This is a genomic window from Streptomyces rishiriensis, from assembly GCF_030815485.1.
Taxonomy (GTDB): domain Bacteria; phylum Actinomycetota; class Actinomycetes; order Streptomycetales; family Streptomycetaceae; genus Streptomyces; species Streptomyces rishiriensis_A.
The window spans coordinates 24,970-44,918 of record NZ_JAUSWV010000003.1 but is presented as its reverse complement, the minus strand read 5'-3'; the positions used below and the strand labels follow the sequence as shown (position 1 = coordinate 44,918).

Sequence of the window (19,949 nt, the reverse complement as noted above, 5' to 3'; positions counted from 1 at the left end):
GCCGCAGTGTGCACCTGTCAGAGGTGGCTCAGGATCCAGGTCTGCAGAGGGCCGGCGCCCACTTCGCTGTAGTTCGCGCCGGTGGAGCAGTTCTGGCCTTTCATGACGCCTACTTGGAAGAGCTCACCGCTGATGCTGACCATCAGAGGGCCTCCGCTGTCGCCCGGGCAGGGACCGCCGCTGGTCGGGATCGATTTCAGCCCCACACCGTCGGGCCCGGCCGGCATGATGGACACGCCCTTGAACTGCAGCCGGTCGGGAAGCTGCCCGGCGCCGTTCTGGCCCCACCCCGCAATGATGCCGTCGTCGTACTGCGTGAAGGGACCGCCCTGCCGGCCGTCCCATCGGTGGCTCTGGCCGGGATCGGCCAAACTGATCGGCGTGATGCCGTTCACCGGGGATTGCAGTTCCAGAAGGGCTATGTCGTTGTGCCCGCCGCTGTACCCGGGATACGAGTAGAGCGCACTGGCCTTCCTGACCTGCCCGCCGGTGTCCTTGAGGTTGGTGCCGACACGCACGGTCATGTCACCAGGATTGGTGACACCGCCCACACAATGCGCTGCGGTGAGCACCCAGTTGTTTCTGATGAGGGTTCCGGTGCAGAAGGTTCCCCCGACGTACGAGACCTTGGCGACGGCATTGAAGGAATCGTCGGTGACCGCGTTGCCACCGGTTATCGCATGTGCAGGCGACGGGGCAAGGCCCGCTACACCTGTGCTGATCAGGACGCCGACGGCCAGTAACCGCAATGAATGTCCCAGAGTTCCTTGAAGTCCGAAAGACATGGCCTGTCCTTGTCTCCGCAGGTACCCCCAGACCAGTCTTGCGCGCCCTCCTCAGCTCCGCCATTCGGATTAGGAGTTCGGGGAATTGGCTGAGCCGGGCCGGCTTCGTGGTCGCGGGCCCGGCACCACTGGTGGACGCCGGTTGAGTGAGAACAACGCGAGCCCACGGCTTCCCGCCCTGGCATTGCCGGTCGCCCTGCGTTCTCAGGCGGGAAGTATGAACTCACGCCAGACCGCTTTGCCTTCGACTCAGCGAGAGCCGGGAGCCGCATGCGGCGGTGATCGACTCGGCGTCCTTCGCGAAGGGCTGACCGAGGCGTCCCTGCCGCAGATCTGGCAGTGCAGGGCTTGCATGCACATCAATTGCCGGTAGGAGTGCATCAGTTTCCACTGCGGGCGGCCGGCGGGCTGGCTGCATGCGTCGAGGAGGTCGAAGGAGCAGCGTGCCCACGGCGCGCCGCGCACCTTGCGGTCGCGGAGGTCCTCGCCGAGGCAGTGCAGGTGGAGCCGGCCGTCGGTGCGGGGGAGGAGGGGCAGGTCGTCGGGGGCTGCGTCCTCGCCCTCGCGGTGGGTGATGAACTCCGGCTGAAGGATGCCCGCAGGCGCGGCGAGGTGACGGACGAGGAGACGTGGCGGCGCACGGCACCGGCCCTCCGCGCCGAACGGGGGCTGCGCTGCCTGCGGGGCCTGCCGGACCGGGTCGTCGCAGGGCTCCGCGGTCGTGGACGACTACCTCGCCGCTGGAGTCACGAAAATCTGTGGTGGCTGGAGTAGACATTGGGTGGCGGGCCGGTTATGGTTTCTCTCGTAGCCGAGATCAAGAAGGGCCCGGCAGAGATGAACTGCCGGGCAGCAGTACGCAGTTGCAGTGCGCAGGACGGTGCGGCGGTGGAGTTCCGGAGCCAGAGCGGTTGCAGGACGGTGACGGGACTGACGGCCGGACCGGGCGGCCCGCAGTGATCAGGGGCCGCCATGAGCAGTACCGCAGTACCCGCAGTGCCGCAGTATCCGCAGTGAGATTTCGAGTGGTTCCCCGGTAAAGGCGTCTGGCTGCGGGCGCGCGTACCGGGAGGTTCGGCAGTGGGGTTCCAAGCCAGAGCAGATGCAGGACGGGCGACGGGGCTGGCTGCCGAAGAGTGGCGCTGTTCCAGGCCACAGCAGTACGCAGTACCAGCAGTTCGCAGTACCGCAGTATCAGCAGTTCGCAGTACCGGTTTGGCAAGTGTTTGGCCAGAGGGAAGAACGGAGGAGTCTGGCGCCATCGGGATCGCCCGGACGAGTGGTGGGTCCGGGTACCGCAGGACATCGACAGTGAGGTGGTCTCCGGTCACGCATCCGCGATCCCCGCAGTTCCGGCAGTGTTCAGGCCGGGTCCGCGGAAACAGAAGGCCGGCGCAGGACTGGGGCCGGCAGATGGTGTAGCAGTTCCTTCGGGGCCCTGGTGGCGGTACGGCACCAGGGCCCCTCGACGTGTTCCGGCAAAGAGGTGCGATGACAGCAGACGATTCCTACGGCCGTCTCGATGACGACGACTACCCCGCCTACACCATGGGCCGCGCCGCCGAGATGCTCGGCACCACGCAGGGCTTCCTGCGGGCCATCGGCGAGGCCCGCCTCATCACCCCGCTGCGTTCCGCGGGCGGGCACCGCCGCTACTCCCGCTACCAGCTGCGCATCGCCGCCCGCGCGCGTGAACTCGTCGACGACGGCATCCCCGTCGAAGCCGCCTGCCGCATCGTCGTCCTCGAGGACCAGCTCGAAGAGGCCCGCCAGCGCAACGCCGAACACCGCCGCACCGCCGAGGCGTTCGGAACGCCCGCGGCCTGAGGCGGCACGTGGCCGTTGCCTCTGGTGACAGCGTGTGTGGAGCGTGTAGCGTCTGCGTCAGCTGTCATGGTTCGGAAGTTTCCCTTCGCCCACGTCTTCGGCGTGGGCGTTCTGCTGTGCTGTGCCGCAGGAACCAGGGCGATCACCTCCGCCTGCCACATGGAGTGGGAGGCGTAATCGACCGGAAGGCATCAGACATGGCAACGGGAACTGTGAAGTGGTTCAACGCGGAGAAGGGCTTCGGCTTCATCGCCCAGGACGGCGGCGGCCCGGACGTCTTCGCCCACTACTCGGCGATCAACTCCTCGGGCTTCCGTGAGCTCCAGGAGGGCCAGCTGGTGACGTTCGACGTCACCCAGGGCCAGAAGGGTCCCCAGGCCGAGAACATCAGCCTGGCCTGACCCACCGGCCCGCCCGAGAGGTCGGGGCTCACCGCGTCCGGCAGCACGCGTAGGCCATACGGCCGACGCTGTCAGCCGGACGCGGGACCCCGCTCCTCGTGGTTCCTGAACCCGGTCGGCCTCGGCCCGGGTCGTTCGCCCGCAGGACGCAGGACGCAGGACGCAGGACGCAGGACGCAGCACGCAGCACGCATGCCGTTGCGCCGGAAGCGACGACGCTGCGGTCATGGCGGGAGGCGCAGGCCGTCGGTGACCGGCGCCCGGAGCATGCTGCGCGCCTCCCGAGGCTGCGTGCCGCGGGGCGGCTGGGCGCCGCATGTCCCCCGGGGCGGGGGCAGACGTTCAGACGCTCGTCCAGGCTTCGAAAAAGGCTCTCCGCCCAGCAGGGTCGTCCGACCTGCGGTCGGCGTGCAGGACGCGCCAGGCGGTGAGTTCGAGATCGCGGAGCCACAGTTCTCCGATGACCTGTGTCTTGAGATCGGGAAGACGGTCGGACTCGACGAGCGCCTGACCGATCACCTCACCGGCCGCGACGCGTTGGGGCGGGGTCATCTCATCGACAGCCGAGAGGATCTGCCGGGCCAGGGGGGTGCCTTCGCCTGCCAGGGCCCGCAGCACCTCGGCCCTGATGTTGGCCGGCAGCAGGTAGGCAGTGCCCGAGGACCTCCACAGGTCCGACCAGAAGCGTTCGCCTGCCGCGGTGGGGGCAGGGAGCGCGGCCAGCAGCCCGAGGAGATGGCCGATGGCCGCGTAGCCGCCGGAGTGGGCGGCTGCGACGACCGCGATCCCGGCGACGCGCTCCACATCGAGAGGACCGGCTTCGAGGCCTGATGCCAGGCCCAGTTGGTGTTCCAACTGGTCGGTGAGCGGGGCGGACACGTGAGGGCGGACCTCAGGAAGCATCGGCGATCCTTGCGGTAGGCGAGCGGTGGTGCCCGTTCGAAGCCTTGATCGTTCCCCACGACCAGCCGCTGTACTCGGCTTGGGACGGCCCAATCGGCGGCGGGAACAAGGGGCCGCAGTCCACACGGCGTGGAGTCCACGCGGTTTTCGCAACCAGCCTTTCGACAAGGCCGTCCTGCGAGCTCTCCTGGCATGAGCGCGGTGTTCCACCCGCTGACCGTGGCAGCCCTCGCGGCGCACCGCACCGCCCTTTCCCTGGCCGCCTGCTGACCGCTTCCGCGCTTTGGTCCGTCACCATGTCCGCCGCCGGCCGGTCACGCCCTGAGGGTGGCCGCGATCCCCTCGGCCAGGGCGATCGACGGGACGAACCCGAGGTCCCTGCGCGCCCGTTCGGCCGAGCACGTCCATGCCGCGCAGCGCAGCTCGCGGCTCTTGTCCCGGTTGAGGGGCGGGACGAAGCCACCCAGCCGCCCCAGCGCCTCGGCGCACTCGGCGACCCCTCGCGTCATGGCGTGCGGCACGGGCAGCACCAGCGGAGGACGGCGGCCCAGCGCCTCGGCCACTGCCCGGCAGATCCCCTGCCACGTGTGTTCCGTGCCGTCCGAGACCGTGTAGACACCCGAGTCCGCAACACCGGGACGCATCCTGGTGCCCCGTGTCGCGGCGGCGAGCAGGGCCGTGCACAGGTCGTCGACGTGGATGACGGAGTAGTGCCTCGGCCCGAAGCCGCTCTTGACGACGAGCCCGCTGCGGATCATCGGCACCAGCGACGGCAGGAACGCCGGATCGCCGGGCCCGTACACGATGGGCGGCCGGATCGCGATCACCGGCAGCACGCCGGCCCGTTCCCGCACGGCGAGCTCCCCGGCCAGCTTGCTGCGCCCGTAGTGGGAGACCGGGGCGGGCGGTTCGTCCTCGGTTCTCGGCCTGCCCGGCCGGGCGGGACCGGCGGCGGCCAGCGAGGAGCACACCACCAGCCGCGGCGGGGACGCCAGCGCGGCCAGGATCTCGGCGAGCCGCCCGGAGCCCTCGGCGTTGCAGCGCCAGTAGCCCTCGGCCGAACGTGCTTTGACCACCGCGGCGAGATGGAACACGCAGTCCGCGCCGGCGGCCGCCTCACGCACCGCCCCGGCATCCGCCGCGCTGGTCAGATCGCCCACGACCAGCCGCGCGCCGGAGGGCAGACCGGCCCGGACGGACGTTTCCCGCACCAGGGCCGTGACGTCGGCCTTCCGTGCGGCGAGCCGGGCGCACAGGCGCCGGCCGACGAAACCGGTGGCACCGGTGACCAGGAAACGCCGCCCGGACAGGTCGTCGGGGCCGTCCGGCCTCACCGTAGGGGTCCGCGCGCACGGGCCCGGGCGGAGGGCTGCCTCGCTGCGGGGGAGGTCGGGGTGCGCACCATGCCTGCCTTCGTGGGGGGACGTCGCGGGAGCAGGACCGTACCACCACAAGTACACAGAGAGTTCCGGCCGTTACTCTCAGTGCCTTCGCCCGTTGGAGAGGAGCAGGCCATGAAGGCGAGTCGGAGGAGGAACAGCCGGTGGCGTACGACGGCGAGCCGGCGCGACCGTGCGCGACGTTGACCGAAGTGCTTCGCACACACGCTTCCTCACGGGTGCCGGGCACGGTGGGGGCGGCCGGGGACACGGAGTTGACGTATCCCGAGTTCTGGGCGCGCGTCGTGGAACGCGCGGCGTGGTTCACCGGGCGCGGGGTGAAGCGGGGCGACGCCGTCGCACTGGAGATGGACAGCACCACGGTCGCGATGGTGGCGTCCCTGGCCATCCCGCTCTGCGGAGCCGTCCTGGTGCCGACCGGCGTACCGCGGGGCTTCGGCGCCCGTACCCAGGAACGGCTGCGGGCCCTGGCCGCGCTGCGGGCCGGCGGAGCACGCTGGTACGTGTCGCAGGGCGCACCGATGCTCGGGCCGCAGGACACTGCCGCCGCCGCGCTGACGGTGACGCATCTGTCGCTGGCCGAGGTACCGGAGCGGACCGTCCCGGGCGAACTGCCCGCGCCCGTCCCCGACCCGGACGACGTCGCCGTGGTCCAGTTCAGTTCGGGCAGTCTCGCCGCACCCAGGGGCATCGTTCTCACCCACCACAACCTGGCCGTGAACTTGCGCGCCATCACCGACCGCATCGGACTGGTGGCAGCCGGGCGAGGGATGTCGTGGCTGCCGTTCTCCCACGACATGGGCCTGATCGGCAGTTTCTGGGCCTGCCTGTACGCGGGCTTCGCCTTCCGGGCGCTGGCGCCGGGTGCGTTCGTACGCGACCCGCTGCGCTGGATCGAGCAGCTGGGCGAGTTCCGTGCCACGCATACCACCGCGCCTCCCTTCGCCTATGACATGGCCGCCCGCGCCGCAGAGCGTGCGCCCGCCCGGCTGGCCGAGGTCGACCTGTCCGCGCTGCACGTCGCCGTCATCGGCGCCGAGCGGGTCGCTCCCCGGCTGTGCGAACGGTTCGAGGAGACGTTCGCCGCGGCGGGGATGCGCCGCCATGTGCTGCTGCCCGCCTACGGGCTGGCGGAGAACTGTGTCGCGGTCGCCTGCCGGGCACCGCTGGTCGGCTCGGTCGTGCGCCGCTTCGACACGGCCGAACTGGAGCGAGGACGGCTTGTCACGCTGCCTCGGCCACGAACCTCGGCCACACCGTCCGACGGCGACGGCGACGGCGGTGGCGGGGTGCGTGAACTCATCGGCCATGGTGCCCCGTTGCCCGGCACCGAGGTCCGCATCGTCGCCGCGGACGGCGAAGAACTGCCCGAAGGGCGCGTCGGCGAGATCCGGATCGGTGGCGGGGCCGCGGCCCGCTGGACGATCGGCCCCGACGGCGTCCGGCGTCCCGCAGCAGGCGACGACGGCCTCGTCGCGACCGGGGACCTGGGCGCGCTGGCCGGCGGTGAGCTCTTCGTGATCGGGCGTTCCAAGGAGGCCGTGAAATACGCGGGACGCCTGCTGGCCCCCACGGACATCGAGCAGACGGTCCTCGACGCCTCGCCGGCGGCCCTGGGAGCGGTCGCCGCGGTCGCGGTGACGCGGGATGCCGCGGCGACCGAAGACCTCGTGCTGTTCCTCGAACTCGCGGACGCCCGAAGGGCGGCCACCGGCGCGGTGGACGAGGCGGCGCTCGTGCACAGCGCCAGGCTCGCCGTCCTGCGGGAGTTCCGCATGCCGGTGAGCGAGGTCTACATCGCCAGGCGGGGCGCGCTGCCGCGGACGGCCAGCGGCAAGGTACGACGGCTCAGCCTGGGCGCCGCCGCCACGGCCGGGGAGTTCCCTCCCGGGGTGCGGCCGGCACACCCGGCCGGGCCGGCCGCACCCCGGCAGCCGAAGTAGCCGCAGCGGACGGAGCGAACCGGGCCGGCGAAGCAGAAGCAGCGCAGATGACGCAGAAGAAGAGGACACCCGTGGAAACAACGCCGGCACTGAGCCGGGAAAGCCGTCAGGTCCCGGACCGGGAGGACCTCAAGCAGCGCTTGGCCGCTCGGCTGCGGCTCGACACGGCATCGCTTCACGAGACGGCCACACTGGAACAACTCGGCCTCGACTCACTGCTCCTGGCGGAGACGGTGGCCGACGTCGAGATCCGCTACCGGGTGGAGTTCGACATGACGGTGCTGGCCGGCAGCCTCGTCCCCACCCTTCCGCTCGGCGCGTTCCTCGACCTGCTGGGCGAGGGCACGAGCCGGGGCTCCTCCCATGCCGGCGCCTGACCGGAGCGACGGCACGGCCATGGGCGCGGCCGTACTCGAGATGGTCGCCCAAGGGCTGAGCGGACCGGTGCTCGACCGACTGGCACCGGGCTCCACGCCCAGGCCCTACCGGGTCAGCACCGCACTGGGCGACACCACCACCCACAATCTGCTGGGCACCCGGTGCGACCTCGAACTGCACGGGCCCCCCGACCGCCTGACGGCCCGCGGACACGCCGACCACGTCCTCGGCCTGCCCGACGCCGGGGCGGTACTCGTCGAAGGCATCCGCCGCTACGACGGCCGTCGCGTCCTTCTTCTGCTGCCGCTCGACACGCCGTACACGCAGGTACGCGAACAGCGACTCGGCGCCCTGGCCGGTGCCCGGTACGGCCACCTGGAGGTGACCGCGCTCGCGGTGCCCGGCCACGCGCTGCTGGGCACCGTCCAGCGGCACGCCTCGCTGCTGCACGACGCCGTGGCGGCCACCCGGCTGGGCCTGGCCCGGCTGCTGAGCGACCTGGCCCGGCAGGCCGTCTGCGAGGCACTCGCCCATGCGCAGCGCAGGCCGTTCCAGGACGGGGTCCTGGCCGGCCGCCAGGCGTTCGGGCACGCGGTGGCCGAAGCGGCGGCGGCCGTACGGATGTGCCACGCCGTGACGCGTCGCGCAGCCACCGCGAGCGGACCCGCGCGGTGGGACCGTGCCGTGCGCGCCGGGGCGTTCGTCGCGAGGGCGGTACCCCAGTCGGTGGGCACCGCCTGCCGGCTCTTGGGCGGCCAGGGGTTCATGGACGGGCACCCGATGGCCGCGGCCTACCGCGAGGCGGTCTTCGCCCCGGTACTGCTCGGCGGACAGCAGCGGCTCGTGGACAGCATGCGCCAACGGCTGGCGGGCGAGGCGTCGCCGCCGACGCCGGCCGACGGCCAGACGCCAACGGACAGTCAGGCACAGGCGCAGGCACAGGGCGTCGGGCGGCCCGGACCGCAGCCGGTGCCGGTGCCGGGGAGCATGCGGTGAAGCCGTCCACGCCGTGCCCGGCCACGCCGATGCCGGACCAGGCCCTGCTCGGTGCGCTGTCTCCCGTGCTCGACCCGGGCTCTCCCGCGGCGTTCAACGAGTCGGCGCGCGCCCTGGCCGACGCGGAGATCACACCGTATCTGGCGCACTGGGAGCGGCAGGGCAGCGTGCCGCGTTCCCTGTTCGAAGCCATGGGCCGGGCCGGGGTGTTCGGCATCGGCGTTCCCGTGGAGCACGGGGGACTGGGGCTGGACCTCGCCCACGGCATCTCCTTCGTCCGCGCCGTGATGCGCGAACCCGCGGCCGGAGTGTGCACCAGCCTGTCCGTGCTGACCCATCTGGTCGCCCCTCTGCTGTCCCGCCACGGCACCCCCGGACAACGCGAGAGATGGCTGCGCCCGGTCCTGGCCGGCAGGTGCGTCGCCTCGGTCGCGTTGACCGAGCCCGGCGGCGGCTCCGACCTGGTCCGCTCGGTGGCCACCACCGCCCGGCCCGAGCCGGACGGCTGGCTCCTGCAGGGCGAGAAGACCTTCATCACCAACGCGCCCCTCGCCGATGTCCTGCTCGTCCTGGCCCGCACCACCCCCGGCACCTCCGCCCTGGGCCTGACCCTGTTCCTCGTCCCCGCGGACCTGCCCGGCATCGTGGTCACACCCCTCGCGACCGCAGGGCTGCGCGCCTCCCCGACCGGACGGGTGAGCTTCGAGGACTGCCGGCTGCCCCGCGAGGCCGTCCTCGGACGCCCGGGCCTGGCCATGGTCCTCCTGGCGGGAATCCTGCCCGAGGAGCGCCTGGCGATCGCGGCGGGAGCCCTGGCCTGTGCCCGCTGGGCACTGGAGCGGACGGCGCACATGCTGGGCGCGTCGGACCAGGCCATGCCCGAACTCGCCTGGTGGGACGCCGAGATCGAGGCGGCCGAGACCTTCGTCGACGCCGCCGCGGAACGCATCGGCGGCCCCCAGGACCAACTCGACGCCGCGTTGGCCAAGACGACCGGGGCCCGCCTGGCACAGCGGGTCGTACAGGAATGCGCCCGGCTGTCCGGGCCCGGCGCCTACCGGGACGACGAGCCGGTCCCCGCAATGTCCAGCGCGCTGCGCGACGTCCGTGTCCTGAGCGTGTACGGCGGCAGCTGCGAAACGGTCCGCGACACGGCCGCCGCGGAGATCCTGCGCGGCGCACTCACCCCGGCGCAAGGACCCCCCACCACCTCGCAGGCCGCGCCCACCGCCCCTTAAGGCCCGCATGCCCGCAGGGGGCGTGAGAAGAAGAATGGAGAGCGCCGATGGAATTCGGGCCCGCGCACAGCAGCATGCTCGACCTGGTGGACCGCTGGCAGCGGGAGGGCACCTACCCGCTCTTCCCGCTGATCACGCAGGCCGCAACGACCCGGGCCCGGATCGGCGTGCCCCACGCCCGCCCCGGCTCCGACGACACCCACGGCCGGCCGGTCACCGTGTTCGGTTCCGCCGACTACCTGGGGCTGGCGCGGCACCCGGAGGTGGTGGAAGGCGCACTCGCCGCCACCCGCCGGTTCGGCACGGGGACGTACGGCACCCAGGCGGTCGGCGGTTACACCCGGCTGCACCAGGAGCTGGAGACCGCCGTGGCTGACTGGTCCGGGCGCCCGGCCGCGCTGCTCTTCCCGACCGGCATGCAGGCCAACCTGGGCGTGCTCGCCACCCTGGCCGGACCGCGCGACCACGTCTTCGCCGACCGCTTCAACCACCAGTCGATCACGATGGGCGTCCGGCTGTCCGGAGCGACCCTGCACGTCTTCCGGCACAACGACCCCGCCCACCTCGCGCAGCTGCTCCGTACGGCGGGCCCGCCCGACCGCTCGGGGCGCCGGCTGATCGTCGTGGACGGACTGTTCAGCGCCGACGGTGACCTCGCACCCCTGGCGGAGATCGCCGATCTGGCCGAACGCCACGACGCACTGCTGGTGGTGGACGAAGCGCACAGCGCGGGCACGCTGGGCCCCCAGGGGCGCGGCGCAGCCGAGCTGTGCGGCGTGCTGGACCGGGTCGACGTCGTCACGGGCACGTTCAGCAAGGCGTTCGCCTCCACCGGAGGCTTCGTGTGCGCCGACGCCGACGTGGTGACCCTGCTCAGGCACTCGGCGGACGCCTACCTGCTGTCCCTGGGCCTGCCGCCCGGCACCGTCGGGGCGGCACTGGCGGCGTTGTCGGTGCTGGCGAGGGAAGGCACCGAGCGCCGGCGCCGACTCCAGGACAACGCGCGCACGCTGCGCACCCGGCTGCACGCCGCCGGCGTCGGCACGGCCGGCTCCGCCGCCCATGTGGTCGTCATCCCGGTGGGCACCATGGACCGCACCGCGCACGTCACCCGGCAGCTGGCCGAACGCGGCCTGATGGTCTGCCCGTTGTTCCCCCCGGCGGTGCCCATCGGCGGGGCCCGGCTGCGGCTCGGCGTCTGCGCGGAGCACACCGAGGAGGACATCGGCCACGCGGCCGCCCTGATCGCGGCCGCCCTGGCCGAGACCGCACCCCAGGCGGGGCCCGCGGGCGGGACGCCGGTGCGGGGGACGGCATGACGACAACCGCGGCGCGCACCCTGGACGGCCCGCTCCGCGTCACACCGGTGCACGACCGGGCCCGGCGCCGGGAGTTCGTCCGGCTGCCCTACCAGCTCTACCGGGACGAGCCCTGCTGGGTGCCGCCGCTGGAGAGCGAGCGCAGGGCGTTCCTGAACCGGCACAAGAACCCGTTCTTCGAGTTCGGTGACGCCGAGCTGTTCCTCGCTCACCGCCACGGCCGCCCCGTCGGGCGCGTCGCCGCCGTCCACAACCCCCGGCACAACAGCCATCACGGTGGCAGCGACGGATTCTTCGGCCTCTTCGAGTGCGCGGACGACACCGCCGCGGCCCAGGCGCTGTTCGAGGCGGCCGGGACCTGGCTGCGCGCACGGGGGCTCACCTCCGCGCTGGGACCGGTCAGCTTCTCGACCAATGGCGAATGCGGCACCCTCGTGGACGGCTTCGCCACCTCACCGGCCGTCCTGATGCCGTACAACCCGCCCCATCACGACGCGCTGCTGCGCTCCTGCGGATTCACCAAGGCCAAGGACCTGTGGGCCTGGGAGTGGACCACCCACACCCCCGAGGACGCCGCCGTCACCAAGGTCGCCCAATGGGCGCAAGGACGCGGCGGCGTCCACGTCCGGCCACTCGACCTCCGCGACCTCGACGCCGAGGAGCGGCGGATACGGGACATCTACACCGACGCCTGGGAACACAACTGGGGCTTCGTACCGCCCACGGAGCGGGAGTTCCACCACCTCACGACCCAGCTCCGGCAGATCGTCCGGCCCGAACTCGTGCTGCTCGCGGAGGTGCACGGCGACCCGGCCGCCTTCTGCCTGGCCGTCCCCGACGCCAACCAGGCCCTGAAAGCGGCCGGCGGCCGGCTCACCCGGTACGGGCTGCCCGTCGGGCTGGTGCGGGCCGCCAGAGCCGCCCGCAGGATCGACTGGTGCCGGCTGATCGCCCTGGGGGTGAAGGCGCGGTACCGCAACCAGGGACTCGACGCGCTGCTGTACACGCGCCTCGCCCAGGCCGGACGCCAACTCGGCTACCGCGGCGGCGAGTTGTCCTGGGTCCTGGAGGACAACACCGCCATGAACCAGGCCATCGCACGGATGGGAGCCCGGCGGTCCAAGACCTACCGGATCTACCAGCGGCCCCTGTGAGGACACGAGAGGACCGAAGGAGACCCGGAGGAGGACCCCGCAGGACCGGGACAAGGTCCCAGAAGGAGGAACGATGAGCGCGCTGGCGCATCCGGCGGCCGAAGAACCGGCCGCCGCCGTCCCGCGGGCCGCCGGGGCCCGGGCACACCGAGGGGGCACACGATGACGGCGCACGAACCACCGGCCGCCGCAGCGAGCCTGCGACGGGCGGACCAACTGCGGGCGTCCCCGCCCATGTTCCGCTCACCCTTCCTCGACCGCTTCACCCGGGTGCACCCCGCCGTACCCCCGCTCGTGCACGGCCCGCTCGCCCTGCTGCTGCTGACCTGGGCCGTCCGGCACACCGGCCTGCCCCTGCTCCTGGCGTACGCCCTGCTCGGCTACGCAGGATGGACACTGACCGAGTACTGGGTGCACCGGGCGCTGTTCCACTTCACCCCGCGCAGCACCTGGGGACGCCGCGCGCACTGGATGGTGCACGGCGTCCACCACGACCACCCCAACGACCCACGCCGGCTGGTCATGCCGCCGTCGGTCAGCGTCCCCGGCGCGTACGGCGCCTACGAACTGTTCCACCTGCTGGCGGGAGAGGGGCCGGGCGCCGCACTGACCGGCGGATTCATCGCGGGCTACATCGTGTACGACGTCCTGCACTTCCATATGCACCACCACCGCCCCTCCACGGCACTGGGCCGGCGCCTGCGCAACCGCCATCTGCGCCACCACTTCCAGGACGAACGGCGCGGTTTCGGCGTGAGCTGCCCCTACTGGGACCACGTCTTCGCCACCGCCCCGCGCTGAGAAACCCCGCGCCACGCCGGCAGCCACCAGTTCGCCCGGCCCGCGAGCTGCATCACGGCGGGTACGAGCAGGGCGCGCACCAGCGTGCAGTCCACCACCACGGCCACCGCCAGACCGACACCCACCACCCGCAGATGCAGCAGCCCGGACAGCGCCAGCGAGGACATGGACACCGCGAAGACCAGCGCGGCGGAGGTGAAGAGCCGGCCCGTTCGCTGCAGGCCCGTCGCCACGGCATGCGGGGTGGGGCTGCCCCGCCGGTGTTCCTCGAGGATCCGTGAGAGCAGGAAGACCTCGTAGTCCATGGACAGGCCGAACGCGACCGCGAACATGAGGGGGATGAGCACATCGGTGATCCCCGCGGGAGGAACTCCGGGCAGCCGGCCCTCCTGGAAGACGGCGACCAGGACACCGAACGTGGCGGCCAGGCTCAGCATGTTCAGCAGCACCGCCTTCACCGGCACCAGCAGACTGCGCGTGTAGAGCAGCAGCAGGAGACAGGTCCCGCCGCAGGCGAGCAGCGCGACCAGCGGCAGCCGGTCCGCCATCACTTTCTCGGTGTCCGCGAGACGGGCGCCCGGGCCACCCACGAGAGCCGGGACCGGCGCCGGAATCCGGCGCAGCCGCTCCACGAGCCGGCTCCCCTCGGGAGTGAGCGGCGCGCGGGCGTACGGCTGCGCGGTCACGGCCAGCCGGACACCGGACGCGGCCGCGAAGGACGCCGCCCGGGCGGCCGGGAGCGCGGACCGCTTCCCGCCCCGGTAGCTCCCGGTGACGGTGTCCACCCGGGCCGTTCCCGCAACGCGGGACAACCGGCGGGCGTAGGCGTCGAGCGCGGCCCGGGCCCGCGGGTCACCCGCCGCGTTCAGAGCGGGCAGTACGACGCAGGGGGCACCCGAGGAAGCGGCGCCGAACTCGGTACGCAGCGTCCGGGCGGTCGCGGCGACCGGCGAGGAAGCCGGCAGCGTCGCGTCCGCGTACACGCCGAACCGCACCTGCAGCGCCGGCAGGGCGAGGAGCACCAGCACCGCGAACCCCGCGAGCGCGACCGCGGCGGGCCGTTGCACCACCCAGTGCGCCAGCCGGGCCCAGGAGTCGCCCTCCCGGCGCCCGCCGTGCGGCCGGCGCAGCCGGGCGAAGACGTCCCAGCGATCGATCCGGGAGCCGAGCACCAACAGCAGCGCGGGCACGACGACCAGCGCGCCCGCCGCGGAGGTGACCACGATCGCGGTGCCGCCGAAAGCCAGGGAGCGCAGCAGCGGCAGCGGGACGACCAGCAGGGTGCACAGGGCCGCCACCACGGTGGCGGCGGAGAAGGCCACGGCCCGCCCGGCGGTGCGCAGCGTGACCCGCACCGCCGCGTCCGGGGCACTGCCCGCCGCGACATCCTCCCGGTAGCGCGAGACGAGCAGCAGGCTGTAGTCCACGGCCAGCCCGAAACCCAGGGCGGTGGTGACACTGACGCTGAAGGCCGACACCGGGATCACACCGTCCAGCAAGCGCAGACAGGCCCCGGCGACCACCACGGCGAAGGCCCCCACGGCGACCGGCAGCAGCGCGGCCAGCGCCCCCGCGAACACCCACAGCAGGATCAGCAGCACCAGCGGCGCCGCGACGAATTCGGCCAGACGCAGACCGCGCTCACTGAGCCGCTCGCTCTCGGAGAGCACCGCGTCCTCACCCCCGGCGGAAACCCGCAGCGCCGCACCCGGCCCGCTCCGGCCGGTGTACCGGTCCATCACGTCGTCCGCCGCGGCGCGCACGGCCCGCTCGTCCCCGCGAAAGCGCACCAGCACCAGCGCCCGTCGCCCGTCGCCCGTACGGAACTCCGGCAACCGCAGGGGCCAGTAGCCGCGGACCCATGCGGTGCGGGGATCGGCGCCGATCCGCTCCAGGAGCACCCGGCCGGCCCGCGCGGCGCGCGGATCGTCGACCGACCCCGCAGCGGTGGCCACCAGCGCCAGATGGGGCTCACCGGCCATGAACCGGGAGGCCAGGAACTCGTCGGCACGCAAGGACTCCGCGGTGGGCGGCGTCCAGCTCTCGGGGGAGGGACGGCTGCCGACACCGAGGAGGACCCCGATCGCGCAGCACGCGGCCAGGCACGCGAACACGAGCACCCCCACCGCACGGCGCCGCGTGAGCGGTGCCGGGGCCGTCCGGCCCTCGGGCCGCCGGAGCGTTGCAGGCCCCCTCCGGGGGGCGGTTTCCACCACGCCCGGGGCAACGACGCCACGGCACAAGCGTTACCGGGACGGACGCGATCAGCGCGCAGCCGCGGCACAGCCGGTGACTGGCTTCGGTGTTCTCCTCGAGCAGGAGCGCGTACTGAGGCGGCTGAATGCGCAGCGCCTCAGCTTGAGGACCGAGGGCCGAGGGCCGAGGGCCGAGGGCCGGTGCCCGGGGTCGCCGGGAACGCGAGCCCCGGGTACGCACGGGCACCCCGGAGGGGAGCAGCGGCCGGCCTGGGAACGGTCCGGTCAGATGCGGCTCGCGAGTCTCGCCAGGAAGTCCGCGTTGGCCGCGATGTCGTGGCCGAGGACGACCTGGTGGTGCGGGAGGGCGGCGAGCCGGCCAGCGACCGAAGCGCGGGCCGGGCCGCTTCCGCCGCCGTCGACGCCGTGGGCCAGACCGAAGAGGTCCGGATAGCGGTCCTCCGTCGCACCGCTCATGAAGTCGTCCTCACCGAGCGTCCGCTCGCCGTCGACCAGGGCCGGAACGGCGGCAGGATCGATCCGGGGGAACAGCAGCCCGGCCGCGCAGCCGCTGGCCGCCAGCTCCATTGCGAACCACCTGCCGAACTGGTCGGGGAAGACCTGCACCTTCCGCTCCCGCTTGCCGCCCGGCTCCCACAGCGGCTCGCGGCGCCCGGCGAGCAGCGCGTCGGTGACGTCCTGGTGCTGGGTCGGGTGGAGCTGCTCCCCGCCCACGAGCCGGTCGCGGACGACGTCGTACAGGCCGAGCGCGTCCAGGAGGCCGAGGCCGACGGCTGCTGCCGAGGGCCAGGGCAGTACGCGCAGCTCATCCCCGACGGCCTTGACGAACACCCGGTCGTTGGCGAGCAGTCCGGCGCCGCGGCCGGCCAGCAGCAGCGCCGTGGTGGTCTTCCCGGCGCCCTTGGATCCGAAGGTGAGCAGCGCCCGGCCGGCGCGGACGACGGCGGAGGCGTGCAGGAGCGTCCAGCCGTCCCGCAGCAGGGCCGCGCGGATCATCTCGCGGGCGATCCGGGCCGTGGCCAGTGCCAGCCGCTCGGGCGTTCGTCCGGCGATGGTGACGTGGCCGCCGCGCTGCTCGGAGCGGTAGGCGAGTCCCTCTTCGGGCGAGACGCCGGTGATGGTGCCCGTGCTGTCCCGGGCGAGCAGCAGCCGGGTCCTGGCGTAGGTGACTTCGTCGTGGGGGCAGCTGGTCACCAGGGCGAGCAGATGGGCGTACGTCTTGTCGTCGATGCCGGCCGTGACCAGCGGTCCGGCGCAGACGCTGCCGGCGGGCACATCGAACGCGTTCCACCACGGGCCGAAGTACCGGCGGGCCCAGTCGGTGACGAAGGGAGTGTTGCTCAGGACGGTCACGCTCGCGTCCGCGGCTTGCAGCCGGGTGGCGGTGGGGGTGCTCACGTCGTCTCCGGTCGGGTCGAAGAATGGGGCGGGACGGCGTGACGCCTGGCAGGCGTCACGGAGTTCGGTGACGGTCGCGGCCAGTTGCCCGTCTTCGCCCACCCCGAGGGCAGGAAGGCAGGCACGCCAGGGGCCGACCGGCGGTGAAGCGCAACGCCATGCGGGGGAGCCCCGACCACACACGGCCCAAGAAGCTCGCCGCACAGGCCGGTGGCAGCCGGCCCGCTGTGCCGCCGGTGATCACCTACGGTCACCATCCGGCTGGGCTCGTCGGCAGGCCGACGACAGGCGGGCAGTGAACGCATGGAGACGTGCAGCAGTCAGACCGGCTCCCGGGCCGGCGGCGGATAGCCGATCTCGGAGATGTCCTGGGCCAGGTCCGCCAGGGTGACCTCTGCGTTCAGCGACGAGAGGAGTTGTTGGTCCAGTGGTCGCAAGGCATACACGTCGCGTACCGCTCTCAGGTCCACGGGAAGCTCGTAGTAGTCCTCGGCGAAGCGCTGGAACGCTTCCGGCGTACGGTCGACCAGGAGCTCGAACAGTCCTGTCGTACCGTCAGGATCGGCACGGCCCACGGGAAAGCCGATCGTCCCGTGGTGCCACTGATCGTCGGTCTTCCCCCGCCACAGGCAGGCCGTTACGACGGGCACCCCGTCCTCGTCGGTGAACGCCGGCTCCTCCACGCAGGACCGGAAGGCCTCCGGTACTTCGTCGATCACTCCCGGCCAGGGCTCACCGTCGTTGCCGTACGGGCTCATCGCCGATTCGTGGCCGAAGCCGCGGACGTATGCTCCCGCTGCCGAAAACACGATGGAGTACTCGTCCCCCGATCCGTTGCGCATCGAGGCCATCTCCTCGCCGGCAGCCCAACCGGCGTTGAAGGAGTGATACCGGCTTTCCCGGTCCGGGCTCAGGATCGCATCGAGCATCGCGAGCGAGCGGCACAGATTCCGCAGATCGGCGACGCCGGGAAGCCGGCGGGCTAGGTCATGGACAGTCACGCGCTCATCCAACCGGATGCCTCTGACATCCGGAATCCGAGGCCAGGAGCGTGACGAAACCTTAAGGCTCCGCGGACCAGCCGGGCGGCCCCGTCCTGGAGATCGGAGCGATGGTGGAAGACGCCGCTGCCGGCTGAGTCCGGCTGAGTCCGGCTGAGTCCGGCTGGGCACAGCACCGCATCGCTGCGAGACCGCGGCGCAGCAGGTGGCGGATGCATCCGACGCAGAGCAGACGGAGCCGGGGGCGTACGCCGGGGCGCTCTCCGGTCGGCTCAACGACGGCCCGGATGACCCAGTACTCTCTGTATCCGATGACGGTGGAAGATCGGGAAAGGGGACCAGGTGAGAGCGGCTCGAGCGTTGGCTACGTTCGACGACGTCGAGCCCGGTGACCACGTCTGCTGGCACTCCGACTCTGCCGTCACGTCCCCTGCGGACGTGCTCGCCTACGTGGCCGACGGCGCACTGTACGGCGACAAGATCGTGGTGGTCGGCTCCACCGGTGCCGCCTCCGGCCTTGCCCGTGAGGTGGTCCCCTCCGCCTCGGTGATCCTCGATTTTCCCCGCGTGACGGACCCCGACACCATCCTGGCCGCGGTGCGCCGGGAAGCCCGTACCGCAGCCCGGGAGGGCTACCGCTCGGTGCGTGTTCTTGCCGAGCGGGTGCCTGCGGCAGTGCCCGGTGAAACCGAGGAACTGGTGCTTCAGGAACTGAGGCTCGACGAGTTCGCCTCGGAGAGCAATGCCATCGTGGTGTGCGCCTTCAGGCGGTCGCAGTGGGACGCGCCTACGCTGGAACATGTGGCATGTGTGCACCCGCACGAAATGGGCATACGCGCTGAGCGTCCGGCCTTCCGGATGTACAGCACGGGCGCCGACAGCTGGAGCGTTGACGGAGTGATCGACTCGGAGTGCGCGCACGCGTTCAACGTGGCGGTGCGGGCGGCAACCCGGTGTTCACCCCGGGTGAGGCTGCGCTTCGACACCGTGGAATTGATCGACGCCGCTGGAATGCACGCGCTCGTCGACGCCGCCCGCCACCTGCCGGACCGCCGGGTCGTCGTGGAGGGCGCCAACGAAACCGTGCGCCTGTGCTGGGAGCTCGCGGGCTATGCGAGCGTCGCGCTGCCGGTGGTGATGGCCGTATGACCGCCAACGTGCCTTCGAAGCCGTCCAGCCAGGAACAGGCCTCGTTCCGCCATGAGCTCTACCCCTACCGGGGGGACGCGCACTTCCTGTCCGGAACACTGGGTTACATCCACGAGGCACTGGAAGGCGGCGAGGCCGTCGTCGTCGCCGTCCCCTCGGCCAAGGCGTCACTCCTGCGCAGCGAACTCGCCGACGAGTCCGCCGTCACTTTCGTCGACACCACGACGCTCGGACCCAACCCCGGCCGCCTCATCGACGCCTGGGTCGACTGGATGAAGGAGCGGGGCGAGGGCGACAGGCCGGTACGGGGCATCGGGGAAACCGCCTGGCGCGAGGCCCGCAGCGCCGCCCACCTTTCGGAGCTGCGCTATCACGAGTGGATCTTGAACCGGGCCTTCGCCCGCAGTTCCGCCTGGTCGATGCTCTGCCCCTACGACGCCGCCGATGAGGACCAGAGCGCCCTGCAGGCCCTGTCCCGCTGCCACCCGCTGATCCGCGAGGACGGCCGCCACATGCGCAACGAGGGCTACCTCTCCGCCGAGGAGTATCCCTTCGAGGCACTGAACCCCCCGTGCGACCCCTTCCAGGAGCTGAGCTACACCCACGGTGACCTGACCGCGATCCGTTCGAAGGTCTCCCAGTGCGCCACGGACGCAGGCGTCACGGAGGACCAGCAGCGCAAACTCGCCGTCGCCGTCACGGAGATCGCCACGAACAGCATCCGGCACGGCGGGGGCCGCGGGACCCTGCGCACCTGGACCCAGAACTCCACCTTCCTGTGCGAGTTCCGCGATGCCGGCTACATCCCCGACGTGATGGTCGGCCGCACCCGCCCCGCCACCGATCAGATCGGCGGCCGCGGTCTCTGGCTCGCCCACCAGCTGTGCGACCTGGTCGAGATCCGCTCCACCCCGGACCAGGGGACCACCGTCCGCCTGCACACCGACATCCCCGCACGCAGCTGACCCACAGGGCCAGGACGCGTTCGCGCAGGCCGGACTGTGAGAACGGCGAACGGCGAACGGCGAACGGCGATCACG

Annotated in this window: 18 protein-coding genes; 12 read left to right on the top strand and 6 right to left on the bottom strand. The window is 72.1% G+C overall.

Annotated elements, in window-relative coordinates:
* Positions 1-17: 17 nt before the first annotated feature.
* Positions 18-785: a S1 family peptidase gene (locus QF030_RS40050; protein WP_307167904.1), complete on the bottom strand. Its 768-nt coding sequence runs from the start codon at positions 783-785 to the stop codon at positions 18-20.
* 501 nt (positions 786-1,286) lie between these two features.
* Between QF030_RS40050 and QF030_RS40045 the strand changes: the two genes are divergently transcribed.
* The 3 genes from QF030_RS40045 (at position 1,287) to QF030_RS40035 (ending at position 3,013) form a co-directional block, all read left to right on the top strand.
* Positions 1,287-1,559 carry a hypothetical protein gene (locus QF030_RS40045; protein WP_307167903.1) on the top strand — a complete coding sequence of 91 codons (273 nt, stop codon included), beginning with the start codon at positions 1,287-1,289 and terminating at the stop codon, positions 1,557-1,559.
* A 717-nt stretch (positions 1,560-2,276) separates the two neighbouring features.
* A complete protein-coding gene (locus QF030_RS40040; protein ID WP_307167902.1) occupies positions 2,277-2,612 on the top strand; it encodes a helix-turn-helix domain-containing protein in 336 nt (111 codons plus the stop codon).
* A 197-nt stretch (positions 2,613-2,809) separates the two neighbouring features.
* Entirely contained in the window at positions 2,810-3,013 is a 204-nt protein-coding gene (locus tag QF030_RS40035) for a cold-shock protein (RefSeq protein WP_307161950.1), read from the top strand.
* Positions 3,014-3,355: 342 nt separating this feature from the next.
* Here QF030_RS40035 and QF030_RS40030 read toward each other — a convergent pair whose 3' ends face one another.
* Positions 3,356-3,916: a hypothetical protein gene (locus QF030_RS40030; RefSeq protein ID WP_307167901.1), complete on the bottom strand. Its 561-nt coding sequence runs from the start codon at positions 3,914-3,916 to the stop codon at positions 3,356-3,358.
* Between the two features lie 314 nt (positions 3,917-4,230).
* Positions 4,231-5,250, bottom strand: a complete 1,020-nt coding sequence (locus QF030_RS40025; RefSeq protein ID WP_307167900.1) for an NAD-dependent epimerase/dehydratase family protein — start codon at positions 5,248-5,250, stop codon at positions 4,231-4,233.
* A 257-nt stretch (positions 5,251-5,507) separates the two neighbouring features.
* On the opposite strand from QF030_RS40025, the gene QF030_RS40020 reads away from it, so the two are divergent.
* The 7 genes from QF030_RS40020 (at position 5,508) to QF030_RS39990 (ending at position 13,145) form a co-directional block, all read left to right on the top strand.
* The gene (locus tag QF030_RS40020) at positions 5,508-7,259 is read left to right on the top strand and encodes an AMP-binding protein (RefSeq protein WP_307167963.1); all 1,752 of its coding nucleotides are present in this window, start codon (positions 5,508-5,510) and stop codon (positions 7,257-7,259) included.
* 47 nt (positions 7,260-7,306) lie between these two features.
* Entirely contained in the window at positions 7,307-7,636 is a 330-nt protein-coding gene (locus QF030_RS40015; RefSeq protein ID WP_307167899.1) for an acyl carrier protein, read from the top strand.
* Positions 7,623-8,633, top strand: a complete 1,011-nt coding sequence (locus QF030_RS40010) for an acyl-CoA dehydrogenase family protein (RefSeq protein ID WP_307167898.1) — start codon at positions 7,623-7,625, stop codon at positions 8,631-8,633. Before QF030_RS40015 ends, QF030_RS40010 begins: the two co-directional genes overlap by 14 nt.
* A complete protein-coding gene (locus QF030_RS40005) occupies positions 8,630-9,871 on the top strand; it encodes an acyl-CoA dehydrogenase family protein (RefSeq protein WP_307167897.1) in 1,242 nt (413 codons plus the stop codon). The genes QF030_RS40010 and QF030_RS40005 overlap by 4 nt, the downstream gene beginning before the upstream one ends.
* Positions 9,872-9,918: 47 nt before the next feature.
* Complete coding sequence (locus QF030_RS40000; protein WP_307167896.1) at positions 9,919-11,190, top strand: aminotransferase class I/II-fold pyridoxal phosphate-dependent enzyme; 1,272 nt, start codon at positions 9,919-9,921, stop codon at positions 11,188-11,190.
* Positions 11,187-12,344, top strand: a complete 1,158-nt coding sequence (locus QF030_RS39995) for a GNAT family N-acetyltransferase (RefSeq protein WP_307167895.1) — start codon at positions 11,187-11,189, stop codon at positions 12,342-12,344. Before QF030_RS40000 ends, QF030_RS39995 begins: the two co-directional genes overlap by 4 nt.
* Positions 12,345-12,506: 162 nt before the next feature.
* On the top strand, positions 12,507-13,145 hold the full coding sequence (locus QF030_RS39990) for a sterol desaturase family protein (protein ID WP_307167894.1): 639 nt from the start codon (positions 12,507-12,509) through the stop codon (positions 13,143-13,145).
* On the opposite strand, the gene QF030_RS39985 is transcribed toward QF030_RS39990, so the two are convergent.
* The 3 genes from QF030_RS39985 to QF030_RS39975 all read right to left on the bottom strand — a co-directional run bounded on the left by QF030_RS39985 (position 13,109) and on the right by QF030_RS39975 (position 17,778).
* Positions 13,109-15,259 carry an MMPL family transporter gene (locus QF030_RS39985; protein WP_307167893.1) on the bottom strand — a complete coding sequence of 717 codons (2,151 nt, stop codon included), beginning with the start codon at positions 15,257-15,259 and terminating at the stop codon, positions 13,109-13,111. The two genes, QF030_RS39990 and QF030_RS39985, sit on opposite strands and share 37 nt — an antisense overlap.
* 366 nt (positions 15,260-15,625) lie before the next feature.
* Complete coding sequence (locus QF030_RS39980) at positions 15,626-16,759, bottom strand: hypothetical protein (protein WP_307167892.1); 1,134 nt, start codon at positions 16,757-16,759, stop codon at positions 15,626-15,628.
* A gap of 320 nt (positions 16,760-17,079) precedes the next feature.
* Positions 17,080-17,778 carry a hypothetical protein gene (locus QF030_RS39975; RefSeq protein WP_307167962.1) on the bottom strand — a complete coding sequence of 233 codons (699 nt, stop codon included), beginning with the start codon at positions 17,776-17,778 and terminating at the stop codon, positions 17,080-17,082.
* 324 nt (positions 17,779-18,102) lie between these two features.
* Between QF030_RS39975 and QF030_RS39970 the strand changes: the two genes are divergently transcribed.
* Complete coding sequence (locus QF030_RS39970; RefSeq protein ID WP_307167891.1) at positions 18,103-18,909, top strand: MEDS domain-containing protein; 807 nt, start codon at positions 18,103-18,105, stop codon at positions 18,907-18,909.
* Positions 18,906-19,874 (top strand): sensor histidine kinase, encoded by a 969-nt coding sequence (locus QF030_RS39965; protein WP_307167890.1) that lies wholly within the window; start codon positions 18,906-18,908, stop codon positions 19,872-19,874. Before QF030_RS39970 ends, QF030_RS39965 begins: the two co-directional genes overlap by 4 nt.
* The last annotated feature ends 75 nt before the right edge of the window (positions 19,875-19,949 follow it).

Excerpts from the sequence above, each read along its gene's own strand:
- QF030_RS40050 (WP_307167904.1), bottom strand. The coding sequence starts at position 785 with ATGTCTTTCGGACTTCAAGGAACTCTGGGACATTCATTGCGGTTACTG.
- QF030_RS40040 (WP_307167902.1), top strand. The coding sequence starts at position 2,277 with ATGACAGCAGACGATTCCTACGGCCGTCTCGATGACGACGACTACCCC.
- QF030_RS40035 (WP_307161950.1), top strand. The coding sequence starts at position 2,810 with ATGGCAACGGGAACTGTGAAGTGGTTCAACGCGGAGAAGGGCTTCGGC.
- QF030_RS40030 (WP_307167901.1), bottom strand. The coding sequence starts at position 3,916 with ATGCTTCCTGAGGTCCGCCCTCACGTGTCCGCCCCGCTCACCGACCAG.
- QF030_RS40015 (WP_307167899.1), top strand. The coding sequence starts at position 7,307 with ATGACGCAGAAGAAGAGGACACCCGTGGAAACAACGCCGGCACTGAGC.
- QF030_RS40010 (WP_307167898.1), top strand. The coding sequence starts at position 7,623 with ATGCCGGCGCCTGACCGGAGCGACGGCACGGCCATGGGCGCGGCCGTA.
- QF030_RS40000 (WP_307167896.1), top strand. The coding sequence starts at position 9,919 with ATGGAATTCGGGCCCGCGCACAGCAGCATGCTCGACCTGGTGGACCGC.
- QF030_RS39995 (WP_307167895.1), top strand. The coding sequence starts at position 11,187 with ATGACGACAACCGCGGCGCGCACCCTGGACGGCCCGCTCCGCGTCACA.
- QF030_RS39990 (WP_307167894.1), top strand. The coding sequence starts at position 12,507 with ATGACGGCGCACGAACCACCGGCCGCCGCAGCGAGCCTGCGACGGGCG.
- QF030_RS39965 (WP_307167890.1), top strand. The coding sequence starts at position 18,906 with ATGACCGCCAACGTGCCTTCGAAGCCGTCCAGCCAGGAACAGGCCTCG.